The organism is Erythrobacter sp. S267 (genome assembly GCF_057365045.1).
The window spans coordinates 1,751,883-1,765,178 of the sequence record NZ_CP200298.1 but is presented as its reverse complement, the minus strand read 5'-3'; the positions used below and the strand labels follow the sequence as shown (position 1 = coordinate 1,765,178).

Annotated in this window: 18 protein-coding genes; 12 read left to right on the top strand and 6 right to left on the bottom strand. The window is 61.3% G+C overall.

What is annotated here, in order from left to right:
- Positions 1-12: 12 nt before the first annotated feature.
- From AC0V6X_RS08290 to AC0V6X_RS08265, 6 genes are all read left to right on the top strand, one after another.
- Entirely contained in the window at positions 13-390 is a 378-nt protein-coding gene (locus AC0V6X_RS08290) for a dihydroneopterin aldolase (RefSeq protein WP_486184098.1), read from the top strand.
- Complete coding sequence (locus AC0V6X_RS08285) at positions 390-719, top strand: Rossmann fold domain-containing protein (RefSeq protein WP_486184097.1); 330 nt, start codon at positions 390-392, stop codon at positions 717-719. The genes AC0V6X_RS08290 and AC0V6X_RS08285 overlap by 1 nt, the downstream gene beginning before the upstream one ends.
- The gene (moaA, locus tag AC0V6X_RS08280; protein ID WP_486184096.1) at positions 712-1,767 is read left to right on the top strand and encodes a GTP 3',8-cyclase MoaA; all 1,056 of its coding nucleotides are present in this window, start codon (positions 712-714) and stop codon (positions 1,765-1,767) included. Before AC0V6X_RS08285 ends, moaA begins: the two co-directional genes overlap by 8 nt.
- A 6-nt stretch (positions 1,768-1,773) precedes the next feature.
- The gene (locus AC0V6X_RS08275) at positions 1,774-2,016 is read left to right on the top strand and encodes a MoaD/ThiS family protein (RefSeq protein WP_486184095.1); all 243 of its coding nucleotides are present in this window, start codon (positions 1,774-1,776) and stop codon (positions 2,014-2,016) included.
- 5 nt (positions 2,017-2,021) lie between these two features.
- Positions 2,022-2,483, top strand: coding sequence for a molybdenum cofactor biosynthesis protein MoaE (locus AC0V6X_RS08270; RefSeq protein ID WP_486184094.1), 462 nt, complete (start codon positions 2,022-2,024; stop codon positions 2,481-2,483).
- Positions 2,484-2,545: 62 nt separating this feature from the next.
- The gene (locus tag AC0V6X_RS08265) at positions 2,546-2,983 is read left to right on the top strand and encodes a hypothetical protein (protein ID WP_486184093.1); all 438 of its coding nucleotides are present in this window, start codon (positions 2,546-2,548) and stop codon (positions 2,981-2,983) included.
- 40 nt (positions 2,984-3,023) lie between these two features.
- Here AC0V6X_RS08265 and AC0V6X_RS08260 read toward each other — a convergent pair whose 3' ends face one another.
- Entirely contained in the window at positions 3,024-3,713 is a 690-nt protein-coding gene (locus AC0V6X_RS08260; RefSeq protein ID WP_486184092.1) for a Crp/Fnr family transcriptional regulator, read from the bottom strand.
- On the bottom strand, positions 3,710-4,213 hold the full coding sequence (locus AC0V6X_RS08255; RefSeq protein WP_486184091.1) for a hypothetical protein: 504 nt from the start codon (positions 4,211-4,213) through the stop codon (positions 3,710-3,712). Before AC0V6X_RS08255 ends, AC0V6X_RS08260 begins: the two co-directional genes overlap by 4 nt.
- A 355-nt stretch (positions 4,214-4,568) precedes the next feature.
- Here AC0V6X_RS08255 and rplU point away from each other — a divergent pair, with 355 nt between their 5' ends.
- The 4 genes from rplU (at position 4,569) to AC0V6X_RS08235 (ending at position 6,840) form a co-directional block, all read left to right on the top strand.
- Positions 4,569-5,108, top strand: coding sequence for a 50S ribosomal protein L21 (gene rplU / locus AC0V6X_RS08250; protein ID WP_486184090.1), 540 nt, complete (start codon positions 4,569-4,571; stop codon positions 5,106-5,108).
- Between the two features lie 12 nt (positions 5,109-5,120).
- The gene (gene rpmA, locus AC0V6X_RS08245; RefSeq protein ID WP_486184089.1) at positions 5,121-5,390 is read left to right on the top strand and encodes a 50S ribosomal protein L27; all 270 of its coding nucleotides are present in this window, start codon (positions 5,121-5,123) and stop codon (positions 5,388-5,390) included.
- 229 nt (positions 5,391-5,619) lie between these two features.
- Positions 5,620-6,168: a GNAT family N-acetyltransferase gene (locus AC0V6X_RS08240; protein ID WP_486184088.1), complete on the top strand. Its 549-nt coding sequence runs from the start codon at positions 5,620-5,622 to the stop codon at positions 6,166-6,168.
- Between the two features lie 75 nt (positions 6,169-6,243).
- Positions 6,244-6,840: a TetR/AcrR family transcriptional regulator gene (locus tag AC0V6X_RS08235; protein WP_486184087.1), complete on the top strand. Its 597-nt coding sequence runs from the start codon at positions 6,244-6,246 to the stop codon at positions 6,838-6,840.
- 1 nt (position 6,841) lies between these two features.
- On the opposite strand, the gene ygfZ is transcribed toward AC0V6X_RS08235, so the two are convergent.
- On the bottom strand, positions 6,842-7,573 hold the full coding sequence (gene ygfZ / locus AC0V6X_RS08230; protein WP_486184086.1) for a CAF17-like 4Fe-4S cluster assembly/insertion protein YgfZ: 732 nt from the start codon (positions 7,571-7,573) through the stop codon (positions 6,842-6,844).
- Entirely contained in the window at positions 7,570-8,457 is an 888-nt protein-coding gene (locus tag AC0V6X_RS08225) for an ATP-grasp domain-containing protein (RefSeq protein WP_486184085.1), read from the bottom strand. The genes ygfZ and AC0V6X_RS08225 overlap by 4 nt, the downstream gene beginning before the upstream one ends.
- Before the next feature lie 68 nt (positions 8,458-8,525).
- Between AC0V6X_RS08225 and pyrC the strand changes: the two genes are divergently transcribed.
- Complete coding sequence (gene pyrC / locus AC0V6X_RS08220) at positions 8,526-9,563, top strand: dihydroorotase (RefSeq protein WP_486184084.1); 1,038 nt, start codon at positions 8,526-8,528, stop codon at positions 9,561-9,563.
- Here pyrC and rarD read toward each other — a convergent pair.
- Positions 9,560-10,489 (bottom strand): EamA family transporter RarD, encoded by a 930-nt coding sequence (gene rarD / locus AC0V6X_RS08215; protein WP_486184083.1) that lies wholly within the window; start codon positions 10,487-10,489, stop codon positions 9,560-9,562. The genes pyrC and rarD overlap by 4 nt on opposite strands.
- A gap of 381 nt (positions 10,490-10,870) precedes the next feature.
- Here rarD and AC0V6X_RS08210 point away from each other — a divergent pair, with 381 nt between their 5' ends.
- Positions 10,871-11,602, top strand: a complete 732-nt coding sequence (locus AC0V6X_RS08210; protein ID WP_486184082.1) for a hypothetical protein — start codon at positions 10,871-10,873, stop codon at positions 11,600-11,602.
- Positions 11,603-11,656: 54 nt separating this feature from the next.
- Here AC0V6X_RS08210 and astD read toward each other — a convergent pair whose 3' ends face one another.
- Positions 11,657-13,093 carry a succinylglutamate-semialdehyde dehydrogenase gene (gene astD, locus AC0V6X_RS08205; RefSeq protein ID WP_486184081.1) on the bottom strand — a complete coding sequence of 479 codons (1,437 nt, stop codon included), beginning with the start codon at positions 13,091-13,093 and terminating at the stop codon, positions 11,657-11,659.
- Positions 13,094-13,296: the final 203 nt, after the last annotated feature.

Here is a 13,296-nt window from a genome sequence, read left to right as displayed (position 1 = left end):
ACAGGGACGATTATGACCGATTCGCTTATTCTTGAGGTTGCTGATCTCGAAGTGGATGTCCTCACTGGCATCTACTCAGAGGAAACCGGCAAGCCCCAGCCGCTGCGCATCACTGTGCAGGCGCAATACGAGATTGCCGACCGCTACGAGCCGGACACGCCGCTGGAGGCGAGCAAGAACTACATGGACCTAAAGCACGCCGCCAGCGAAGGCCTGCCCAAAGGCGTCCATTTCAAGCTGATCGAAGCGGTGGCGGACCATATCTGCGAGACGCTGTTTGTGCAGGATGCGCGGGTCAAGGGCGTGACGGTCAAGATCGTGAAGCTCGCCATTGCGGAAGGCAATGAGCAGATCGGCATCACCATGCACCGCGACCGCCCGGCGGTTTGATGGCCGAGGCGTCGCATTCCACTCTTACTATCGGGGCGTTGCCGGAAAGCCCGCTTGAAGCGCATGCGCAGGCGATGGGCGACGGGCTTGGTTCGGTTCGGTCCGCTCTTGCAGACGACGGAGTGGAGGCGCTCACCCTCATTCTTCCGGCCGCTGGGCCCGACCATGCCGATTGGCGACGCGCCTTGGCGCGGGACTTGGCGCGCGAATTTACGCCCAAGCGGGTCAATATCGCAGCGGGCGAGCCGGGTGAGGCGCTTGATACGCTGCTCAACTATTTAGAGGGTGCGCCCGGCGTAACGGGCCACTATCTTCACACGCATGAGTGAACTGCGGACGCCGGACCGGATCGACATCGCCAAAGACGGGGCGAGCGCAGGGCGCAAGCCATTGGTCGACGCCTTCCAACGCCGCATTTCCTACCTACGCCTCTCCGTCACCGATCGCTGCGATTTGCGCTGCACCTATTGCATGCCGGAGAAGATGACCTTCCTGCCCAAGCGGGAAGTGCTGACGCTGGAGGAGCTCTACGACCTCGCCAGCGGGTTCATTGACCGCGGCGTGACCAAGCTGCGGATCACCGGCGGGGAGCCGCTGGTCAGGCGTGACATTATCGACCTGTTCAATGCTCTCGGGAAGCGGATGGGCAACGGTCTGGAGGAACTGACCCTCACCACCAACGCGACGCAATTGGCGCAGCATGCTGACGATCTGGCCAAAGCAGGCGTGCAGCGGGTCAATGTCTCACTCGACACGCTGGACCGCGCGCGCTTTGCCGAGCTGACCCGGCGCGATGCTCTGCCGCAAGTGCTGGAGGGGATCGCGGCGGCGAAAGAGGCTGGGCTCAAGGTCAAACTGAATGCCGTCGCACTCAAGGGCGTGAACGAGGATGAGCTGCCCGACCTCATCGCTTGGGGGCATGCCCAAGGCCACGATGTGACCCTGATCGAAGTGATGCCGCTGGGCGATGTGGAGGAGGAGCGGCTCGACCAATATCTCCCGCTCGACCAGGTGCGCGCGCGTTTGGAGCAGCGCTGGACGCTGACCGACAGTGGTCACGTTACCGGTGGCCCTGCGCGCTATGTCGATATTTCTGAGACGGGAGGCAGGTTGGGCCTCATCACCCCGCACACGCATAATTTTTGCGATGGTTGCAACCGGTTGCGGGTGACCGCAACCGGGCAGCTCTATCCCTGCCTTGGAGGCTCGGAGCGCGTGGACCTGCGCGCCGCTTTGCGCTCCGATTCGCCTGAGCAAAACCTCACCAAAGCGCTCGACCAGGCCATGATGATCAAGCCTGAGCGGCACCATTTCCGCATGGACCAGCGCGGCGCTGAGCCTGCGGTCGAGCGGCATATGTCGATGACGGGAGGCTAGTCGACAATGGCAGTGACAATCCTGTTCCTTGGTCCCCTGCAGGATATGGCGGGTGAGCAGAGCCGCGAGGTCGCAGCGCCACTGACTTGGGCAGGCTTGCTTGAGGCGGTTGGGGCTGAAGTCGCAGCCCAGCTTCAAGAAGAACGCGTCAATGTGGCGTGCGGCGGCAAGGTGTTGAGCGACAAGACCACTCTGAGCGCGCAAGATGGGGACGAGGTCGCCCTCCTACCGCCGGTTTCAGGAGGGTAGGTTCCATGCGCGAGATTCGCTTGGCAGTTGCGCCTCTCGACCCGGAAGCGGCTGTAAGCGCCCTTGCCAAGAAGACGCCCGACGCAGGCGGCATTGCGAGCTTTCTGGGGCAGGTTCGCGCCACAGGCGGTGTCGAAGCGCTGGAGCTGTCGCACTACGAACCGCTCACTCTGCCTGAGATGGAGGCGCTGGCGACGCGCGCGGAGCGGCGCTTTGACCTGATCGGGCTCATCATGATCCACCGCATCGGCCTGATGCATCCGGGCGATCCAATCGTGCTGGTTGCCGCTGCTGCTCGCCATCGCCGCGATGCCATCCAGGCGGTTGATTTCTGCATGGACCATTTGAAGAGTGCCGCATGGTTCTGGAAGCGTGAGAAACGGTCTGGCGAGTGGCACTGGATCGAACCGCGCGCTGCAGACCATGCCGATCTGGCGCGCTGGAACGAGAAAAATCCTGCTGTTTGATCTGGATCAAGGAAGCGTCGAAATCACCTTAGTAATTCTCCTTGCGACAAAGGAGACAAGGCATGAGCCAGCTAGTTCAAGACCAAATCGCTCGCGGTAAAGCGCGCATTGTTGAAGCGCCAGTTGGGGTGTCCAAGCCCAGCCAACCCGCGATTGACCGAAGCTTTGGCCTGCCCAATGCGCTCTACGGTGTGACCGTCGGGTGCTATCTGGCTTTCATCGGGGTTATGGCGATGGCTTTCGGCAATCCGGGGCTGGCTATTCCGTTGACGATCTTCGCGCTGTTCATCGTCGCAGGCTTTGGCATCCCCGCGCTGTTCACAAAGCTCAAAGGAAACACCAGCAAGCCGATGACTATGGGCAAGCTTGATCTGGAAGGGATCATGACCAACACCGGGCGGCTCACTTCAAAGGATGCGGCTATTCAGGTGCTGACTTTGCCGGTTCTGATCGTTGCCTGGGGCGTGGCCATCGCGGTGATTGTGGCGACCGTCACTTGAGGAGTTTTGGGTAGGGATCCCCAAGGGGTGCTAGCGGGGTCTAGCGCCCCGAAATATCACGAAGAAGCGCGGGGTCGACCAGTTCGATCCCGCGTTTCCCTTTGCGCATGATGGCGCCCATATCTTCCAACTCACCCAATTTTCGGCTGACCGTCTCAATCGTCAGGCCCAGCATATTGGCGATCTCTCCGCGCGTTAGCGGCAGCTCGAATTCAGAGGCCAGATGGCAGGACGAATTGCTTGCAGCCGCAGCGAAATCGTGGAGGAGGGCAGCAAGCCGAGCCTCAGCGCTGGCATGGGCGGTCAGCTCCAACAGGTTGCGCGTGGCAAGCAGGTCTTCCTGACTGCGACGCAGCAGCGCTCGGGCCAAAGCAGGGTAATCCTCAATCGCGCGGTCAATGTCTTGGCGTGCAAAGGTGCACAATTGGCTTTCTGTGAGCGCGACCACATCATGATGCGCGAAAGGAGCGAACAGCTCTCCGATAAAGCCGGACGGGTGGACGAGGGACAGGATCTGCTCATTGCCATCGGCATCAAACGCCGCGACTTTCAGCGCTCCCGACACCAATGTGGCGCAGGCGGCCTGGTCATCGCCTGCAGCAAACAGCATTTCACCGCGCTTGAGCACGCGCGTGCGGCCAGCAGCGGCCAGCGCATCGCGTTCGTCTTCGGTCAGGACGGCGCAGGCGGCGGTCTCGCGAACGGGGCAGGCGGCGCAGGTTTCGTTCATTGTTCCAACTCGGCTGAGAGGCGATCCAGTGTTTCGTCTTGTTCGTCGACCATCATGGCAATTGCGGTTTGCGCGGTCTGAATGTCCTGAATGGGGGTGAAGACCGGCGCGGCCTCTGCTTCCAACTGATCGAGTTGGGCAAGGGCCTGGACAGTCTCGGATCGCAGGCCTGAGAGCCCTGCCAGCGCCACCAGAGCGCGCGAACGGCTGTCCTCGCTCGCTCCCTGCGCTCGGGAAGCGCGGATGATGGCTGCAACGTCGCTGCTCTCAGCACGAAACTGGTCATGCACCGCATTGGCCAGCCGCCATAGGCTCGCGATCTTGGACTGATCATCGGACGAAAGAGCGGGTCTAGGCGCGCTATCGTTCGGCTCAGCAGCGGATAATGTACCGCTCACCCGCTCGGCATCGCGAATGGCGAGCGAGGGGTATTTGCCCGCCTCTGCCGCGCATCCAGAAAGCAAAATGGCGACAAGCAGCGGGACACCCATGCTCGCCATGCGCGCCCTTGGCCAATTTCGTGTGGAGGCAATTTCCCGATCCATTCCACTGGCGACCTAGCATGATGCAGACCAGCGGCAAACGTGATTTCGTGCAGGTGCGACTTTGGAAGCTGTGTTAAAGAGCTGTGCAATGGGCCGGTGGCTGGCTGCTCGCTGCTTCGCTGCAACATCGGCATTTGTGTTGCAATATCGCCGTCTCAGCCGTTGACTTAATCCCCCTCTTCGCTTAACGGCTCCCTTCTTTCCGGGGCTGCAACTATGCAGCACCGCAATATCGTCTGATTGACGCGCTGTTTGATTGGCTCGGACCGCGCGCTAAGTCAGACCGCCACGAGATTGAGAGTATTAAGCCATGTTCGCGATAGTGCGCACGGGCGGCAAGCAATATCGAGTTGCCGCCGGAGACAAGATTGCCGTTGAAAAGCTCGCTGGCGAAGCGGGCGACACGATCACTTTGGACGATGTCCTGCTGGCAGGCGAAGGCGATTCGGTCGCTGATGCTGCAAAGGTGAGCGTCTCGGCTGAAATCATCGCTCAAGCGAAGAGCGAAAAGGTCGTCGTTTTCAAGAAGCGTCGCCGTCACAACTACCGCCGCAAGGCTGGTCATCGTCAGCAAATGACGCTTCTGCGCATCACTGACGTGGGCGAGGGCAAGAAGGCTCCGGCTAAGAAAGCGCCTGCGAAGAAGGCAGCTGCTCCTAAGAAGGAAGCCGCAACCGAAGCAAAGGCTGCACCGGCCAAGAAGCCCGCGGCTAAGAAAGCTCCTGCCAAGGCTCCGGCCAAGAAGGCAGCTCCGAAGACCGCTGCGGCCGCTAAGAAGCCCGCAGCCAAGAAAGCACCGGCCAAGAAGGCTCCGGCTAAAAAAGCCGCGCCCAAAGCCGAAGACAAGTAAGGACTAGGACCCATGGCACATAAAAAAGCAGGCGGTTCATCGCGTAACGGTCGCGACTCAGTTGGTCGTCGCCTTGGTGTGAAGAAGTTCGGCGGTCAGGACGTGATCGGCGGCAACATCATCGTGCGCCAGCGCGGCACCAAGTTCTATCCGGGCACCAATGTCGGCATGGGCAAGGACCACACCCTTTTCGCAACCGCACAAGGCGTTGTCCGATTCCATAAGGGCAAGCTCGGCCGCAAATATGTCTCGGTAGACATGATTGCGGAAGCAGCCGAATAAACGGACGACCCAAGAACAGGATCGTCCACCAGGACGGTCCTAGCCGATACTATCGGCACTCGAGAGGGAGATGGGGCTTTCCTGGTAACAGGGAGCCGCTCTCCCTCTCGTCGTTTCTCCCTCTCAGATCATCGCATGGCAGGCGAAATTTAATTTCAACGCCACGCGATTGTCACGATTTGCTCTTAGCGGAGCAACGCGGGGCAAGTCCTGTTGGGAGTGAAAAGGCATGTTCCATCGCACTGAAAGGCTGCTGCTGCGGCCGATCTGGCCCGAAGACTGGCAAGGCGTGCTCGACGGCATCGCCGATGAAGGCGTCGTGCGCAATCTTGCACGTGCGCCTTGGCCTTACAGCGAAGAGGACGCGCGCGCCTTCACCGCCCGCAAGCTCGCCGCGAATGAGCCGCGCTTCCTGATCACTCGTGCGCAGGACGCGCGTATTGTTGGCTGCATCGGGCTCGACATCAATGATGACGAATACACCGACGCCGTCGAAATCGGCTACTGGATCGCGCGTCAGCATTGGGGGCAGGGCTATGCCACCGAAGCGGGCCGGGCCGTGCTGTCGATTGCGCAGGCGCTGGGCTACGCGCGTGTCATGGGCTCGCACTTCCTCGACAATCCAGCATCGGGCAAAGTGCTGGAGAAGCTGGGCTTTGAACCGACGGGCCGTGTGATTGAACGTCACTCTTGCGGGCGCGGCGAGAAAGCGCCCACCGCGGAATATGCGCTGGAGCTGGCCTCTCAGGTTGCATGGGCGAACCCGAAAGCGGCCTAGGGTAAAGGACACTAGGTGATTGATTGGTGCGGCTTGCTTGTCGCTCCAATTCATTTCGACTAACCCTCGTCGGTGATGACAAGTCGCAAACGCTTAAGCCCAGAAGACGCCCGCAGTTCCGCGCTGGAAGCTGCCCGTGCCTTGCTGATCGAGACCGGTCCGCAATCGGTGACGCTCAAGGCCGTGTCGTCCCGGATCGGGCGCACGCACGCGAACCTGCTGCACCACTTTGGCTCCGCATCAGGCCTGCAAAAGGCGTTGGCTGAGCACTTGGCGAAGACCGTGTGCGAGACGATCATCGATGCCGTGCGTGCCAGCCGCGCGGGGCTGGGCTCGGCTGGAGAAGTCGTGGATCTGGCCTTCGACGCCTTTGACCGCGAAGGGGCGGGGGCACTGACCAGTTGGATGCTGCTGACGGGGAACGAAGACGCGCTCAATCCGATCATCACGACGATTCACGAGCTGGTGGATGAGGTCGCTCCAGAAGAGGCACATCTCCACTCAGACCCGCAGCATGTGCACAAGGATACGCTTAGCCTTGTCCTGCTGGCGCTGGGTGATGCGTTGATCGGGGCGGCTTTGGCAAAGTCGCTAGGCCTGCCGCGCGATACAGCGCGCAAGCGGGCGGTTGCCAACCTCGAAGCCTCGATGGCGGAGCATTACGGCTCTTGAGCTAGTCGGCGATCCCTGTGGCCTGCCATTCGGGCAGGGCGGCGGGGTCTAGGTCGGACACGCGCAGGTGATCCACTGCTAGGCCGAGATCCGGATAGGCAGCCTTGCGGCGTTTCTCTTGCGACTGTTCCAGGGGCACCACAACCAGCCGCCGATTGACCTTCTGCCGCCAGTTCATCCGCGCGGTGTTTTCCTGCCCGATATAGCAGCCCTTCTCAAAGCTTACGCCACCCAGCTCCACCGCGTTGGTTTCGAGCCAGAGGATGTCGCCAAGCTCGCCTGCGCCTTCCGGCACACCGAGGGAGAGGCGGTGGGCGCGGTAGTCTGTGTCTCCGGTCGGAGCGTCCGCCGGCGCAGTGATCGCTCGGTGGCCAAGCGCGGGGAGGCGCGGGTCGGGGGCGCTCCCCTCGAAGCTTTCCGTCGACCACAAAACGCTCAACGTCTCATCCACCGCAATGTCGATTTTGCGTCGCAGGCGGTAGAGCGAGAGGCGCTTTGCAAGGTCAGCGGCAACGCTTGCCTCGCAGTCGAGCAGGATCGCGCCGTTCGAACCCTCCCAGACAAAAAAGTCGAACATCGCCTTGCCTTGCGCGGACAGAAGCGCGGCATAGACCGGCAGGTCGCCCGACACGTCATTGGTGACAAGGCCTTGCAGAAAGCCGTGCACATCTTCGCCCGGTTCAGTCGCGGCAAGGCGGACAATCGCTCTGTCGCTCAGGTGCTTAGCGCTCACTTTTTCAACCTCTTCGCAATCGCAGCTGCCAGGCGCTCGCCCAGCTGCGGGCCTTCATTGGGGTAGAGATAGGGTTCGATCAGCTCGGCTTCCATAAGCAGCAGCGCATCACCCGACCGCAACATGTCGATCCGCGCATAGAGCGGCGTGTCGAAGGGGAGGGCGGCGATGATCGCGCTCGCCGCAGCGGCTTCCTCAGGCGAGGCTTCGTGCACGCTCTCCGTCCCGCCATAGAGCGACTGGATGCGGTATTCGCCGTCAGCCGCTTTTTTGCGCAAAGCATGGCTCAACTCGCCGTCGATGAAGATGAAGCTGAGCTCACCTTCCTCTGCAATAGCGGGAAGGAAGGGTTGCAGCATGGCGGCGTGGCCGAAGCTCCACTCGGCATCTGGCAGAGAGCTGCGGCGGATCAATTCTTGCCCCTCTGCGCCAGCGCCGATCTGGCGTTTGACGACGACGCGGTCGGTTTCGAACACCTCCATCGCCTCAGCGACGCCCTTGGCCGTCACGGTTTCGCGCCAAAGGGTCGGGATGGTGGCCGCGCCGCTATCGGCAAGCTCGCGCAGATAGGTCTTGGTGATGTTCCAGCGGACCACTTCTGGCGGGTTGCACACTTTGACCCCGGCGGCTTCTAGCGCGGAGAGCTTGTCGAGAAAGGCGTCCGACTTGTCTTGGTAGTTCCACGCCGTGCCTAGCATCACCAGATCGACGCCTGAGAACGCCTCCATTGGCGCCTCCCAGTCGATTACGCACAGCTCCATTCCGCGCGCTGCCAAAGCAGGCTCAATATTGGCGACCATCAGGTCATGCTCAAAAGCATCGCCGCGCCGCTCGCCTGCACCGGGTAAGGTCGTCTCGCAGGCCAGAAATCCGATCTTTGTCATGGCCAAGGCCTCTATTGCGGCAAGAGCGGGGTGGAAAGCCCTGTCGTGTCCGATTAAGGGGATTTGCGATGACAGACAGCCTGACGATCCGCCGCCCTGACGATTGGCACCTCCACTTTCGCGACGGCGATATCATGCGCGGGGTTGTTCCCTACACGGCGAGGCAGTTTGCGCGCGCGATCGTGATGCCCAACTTGGCCCCTCCGGTGACGACGGCGGCAATGGCGGCGGAGTATCGCGAGCGGATCCTCGCCGCGGTGCCAGCGGGCGTCAGCTTCACCCCGCTGATGACCTGCTACCTTACAGATGCGACTGATCCGGATGATCTGGCGCGCGGCGCGGCGGACGGCATCTTCACCGCGGCCAAGCTCTACCCCGCCAATGCAACCACGAACTCCGCCCACGGGGTCAGCGATGTGCGCAAGATTTACCCGGTCTTCGAGCGGATGGAGGCGGAGGATATCGTCCTGTGCATTCACGGCGAGGTGACCGATGACGACATCGACGTCTTCGACCGCGAGGCCGAGTTTATCGAGCAGCACCTGCGTGACATTATCGCGAATTTCCCGAAGCTTAGGGTCGTATTTGAACACATCACGACAAAAGACGCGGTCGATTTTGTCCTGTCGCAAGGGCCGAATGTGGCCGCGACAATCACCCCGCAGCACTTGCAGATCAATCGCAATGCGATGCTGGTGGGCGGGATTCAGCCGCACAATTACTGCCTGCCCGTCGCTAAGCGCGAGATGCACCGTCAGGCGCTGCGCAAAGCGGCGACGAGCGGGAACCGGAAGTTCTTCCTCGGCACCGACAGCGCGCCGCATTTGCGCAAAATGAAGGAGACCGCCTGCGGTTGTGCCGGCATCTTCAACGCGCCCAATGCGCTTGAAAACTACATCACCGTCTTTGATGAGGAAGGTGCGCTCGAGCGTTTTGAGGGCTTTGCCTCGCTCCATGGACCCGCCTTCTACAAGCTGCCGGTGAATGAGGAGACGGTGACCCTGCGGCGCGCGCCCGAACCTGTGCCGGAATATCTCGAACTGGTGGGCGAAGAGATTGTGCCTTGGCAGGGGGGATCGACCCTGCGCTGGACGTTCGAGGGCTAGGCCGCCCCAGCTGCTTCTCGCGCTTTCGTCTCGCGTGAGCGTTTCCACATATCCGCGACGAAGATCGCGACTGCGGTCCAGATCAGGAGGAAGCTGCCGAGCTGAGCCAGTTTCAGCTCTTCCTCAAACACGGTGAGGCCAAGGAAGAAGACGATGGTCGGCGCCATGTACTGGATGAAGCCCAGCGTCGAATAATCCATCCGCCGTGCCGCAATCGCGAACAACAGCAGCGGAATGGCGGTCACGACGCCTGAGAAGACCATGATCGTTGTGAGCTGCGGATCATTGCCGAACGCCGAACCCACAGGCGTGCCCGCATACCAGATCACAATTCCCGCAGCGACGGGCATCAGGATCAGGGTCTCGATGGTAAGGCCGGGCAGTGATCCAACGGAAACCTGTTTACGTACAATCCCATAGAGCCCGAAGCTGAGAGCCAGGCTGAGGCTGATCCAAAGGGTCGTCAACGCGCCCGATGCCAGCAGTGCCACCGCGCTTCCCGCGATTGCTACGGCGATCCACTGCCAGCGCGACAGACGCTCGCCCAACAGCAGAGTGCCGAGCAACACGTTGAGCAGCGGATTGAGGTAGTAGCCAAGGCTGGTCGCATAGACATAGTTCTGGGTGATCGCCCAGATATAGACGAACCAGTTGGCCCCGATCAGCAAGGCGCTCGCCAGCAAAGCGAGCATCGTACGCGGGTTCGTGAGGGCCTCTTTCAGCGCGCCGAACTGCTTGCGAACAGCGATGATCAGCAGGCAGAAAGGCAGCGTCCAGATGATCCGCCAGCCGACAAATTCGAACGGCGGCACTTCGCGCAGCAGCATCAGGTAGAGCGGCAGGAAGCCCCAAATCAGATAGGCACCCAAAGCGGCGGGAAGGCCGGAGGGTTTGTCTTGTTGGGAAGTGGATGAGGGCGCGTTCATGGGCCGCTCGCCCCTAGGGGGCATGAGCCATGGGCGCAAGCGGGCCGTCTCAGCCGCTCAAGCTAAGATTCATATATAGCCGCACAAACCTGAACGAAGGCCGACTTGCTCGATTGCACCCCGTTCAGTTTACCTCCCCTATAAATGAACGCACAGTCGGACGAGCGGCGACCTCCCACCCCATGCTCGCTTGTCCCACCTCCCTCTTGGGGCGCTCCCACCAGCGCCTCCGGGCGCGGCTCCCACCAGCCGTGGAAGACGCTCTTTTGTCTCGCTTGCGGGGCAAGGGGGCGTCTTCAGTTTGTTGAGGCAATGTGGATTTACGCCAAGTGTATTTGGAATAGCGAAAATTAACCGAAATCTGGCATAGGCTTGTCGCTTATGACGCGTCGTCCAAACTCACTGGCTCTCACCGCCCTCGCGCCGCTTGCGCTCACCATGCTGGCTGCATGCGATGAGGAGCAGGCGGACGCGCCGCAAGAGGTGCTCACCCAAGACCCGCAATTGGCGCGCGCTCTCAACGATCCGCTGATGGTCGACCCTGACCTTGCGTGGCGCAGTGAGGCCAATGCGGTGATGGCGATCCGCGATGGCCATCCACTGCCGCTGTTTGAAGCGGATGAGGAAGCCTCAACCCGCGCGCGCGAAGCGATGCGGCTGGAATTGCTCGAAGGTGGTCAAATTGCGCCGGTGCCTGGCGCTGGATCGGATGCGAGCCAATTTGCCCTGATCGACAAGGCAAATGCCGACGCCATGGTCGATGCAGTCGGTGCACGCAGCGATTGTAACAATCGGTTGGAGGACGACCTCAATTGGGCGACACGCATGCCGCCGACTTCCTCGCTGCCGCCGCATGCCATGGTGCAGCAGGCCGCCGGCGTCGATGTGGGAACCTGCGTCGTGCGCGTCGTGCGCTACCTTATTCCGGTGAACGTGGAAGACGCGATTGAGTACCACTTTACCAAGGTCGACCGCGCACGTTTTGATGTCACGCTCTACGCGCAGCCCGAAGCGCAGATCTTCGCCGAGCGCCGCGATCAGGCGCTGGTCGTCGCGGTTCGCGAAGGGCCGGGCGGGATGAGCGCGGTCGACGTGGTCCACTGGCGCAAATAGGCGCGCCCCGCGATGGTCCAAGTGATGGGCCACGCGAGGGGCCAGTGGCGCCTCCTAATCCTCGACCTTCTTCTTCATCTCTTCCTTCAGCCCCACGGTGATTTCCGCGCGTGGCTGGTTCATCTCCGTGCTTGCAACCGGATAAGCGCAATAGTCGGCGGCGTAGTAAGCCGCTGGGCGATGGTTGCCGGACAGGCCAATCCCTCCAAACGGAGCGGAGGAGGACGCACCATTGGTAGGGCGGTTCCAGTTGATGATGCCTGCGCGAACATTGGCCCAGAACCTCGCATAATCCTCTGGCGAACCTCCGATCAGGGACGCTGAGAGGCCAAAGCGGGTGTTGTTCGCCTCTGCGATGGCGGTGTCGAGATCATCGACGCGGATCACTTGCAGAATGGGTCCGAACAGCTCGACATCGGGGCGGTCCTCAATATCGGTGGTGTCGATAATGCCGGGGGTAAGGAAGGGTTTATCCGCCTCTGGCCGGCGCATGTGCAGCAGCGCTTTACCCCCTGCGGTCAGCAGGGCGACGAAGGAATCGTTCAGTTGGTCAGCTGTCTCATTGTCGATCACCGGCCCCATGAAAGGCTGCGGATCGCCGAGTGGGTCGCCGACAACCAAGTTCTTAGTCAACGGCAGCAGGTGCTCCATAAGCTCGTCATAGATGCTGTCCTTGACCACCAGACGGCGCGCGGCCGTGCAGCGCTGTCCGGCGGTGGTGAAGGCGCTCTGCACGATAATCGCCGCCGCATCTTGAAGCTTGGGCGTATCGAGCACGACAAGCGGATTGTTACCGCCCATCTCCAGCGCGACGATCTTGCCCGGATTGGCGGCGAGCTTGCGGTTGATCGCTATGCCTGCCTGAGCCGAGCCGGTGAACAGCACGCCGTCGACACCGGGATGGGCGACAAGCTGCTTGCCTTCCTCAACCCCGCCAATGACGACCTGCACGACATCGTCGGGCACTCCGCAGCGCGACCAGCACTCCAGTAAGGCAAGCGCGACTGCCGGGGTTTTCTCCGAAGGCTTTAGGATCACTGTGTTGCCCGCGATGATCGCTGGGACCATGTGGCCATTGGGCAGGTGAGCTGGGAAATTGTACGGGCCGATCACGGCCATTACGCCGTGCGGCTTGTGACGCAGGGCCGCTGTGCCTTGCAGCGCGCTGTCGAGCTTTTTCTTACCCGTCCGCTCAGCATAGGCCTGGACTGAAATCTCGACCTTGTTGATGACGCCTTCGACTTCGGTCTTGGCCTCCCACAGGGGCTTGCCTGCTTCTTTCGCGATCAGCTCAGCGAGCTTTTCCGCATCGGCGCGCACTTCGTTGGCGAAGCGGCGCGCGACTTCGACACGGTGGCCAACGGCCTGCGCTGCCCATGCCGGCCATGCGCGGCGCGAGCGGCTCACAGCCTTGGCGACATCGCTATGCGGCCCAGCCCACACCTGTTCACCAGTGCTGGGGGAAAAAGAGATCAGTTCTGTATCGCTCAAACTCTTAGCTCACTCTCTCTCGCGTCATCGCGCAGGTCTCTTTAACCATTGCGCAGTTTCGCGCACATTTTAGCCCGTTAGGCCGCCAAATCTTACTCCGCAAATGCCAAGAGGGTCTCAGCGTCCGCCTCGGTAATGGCGCGTTTCTGGGAATCATAGAGTAAATAGGTTTGGTTAAACTTACCAAAATCGACTTTCCCTCC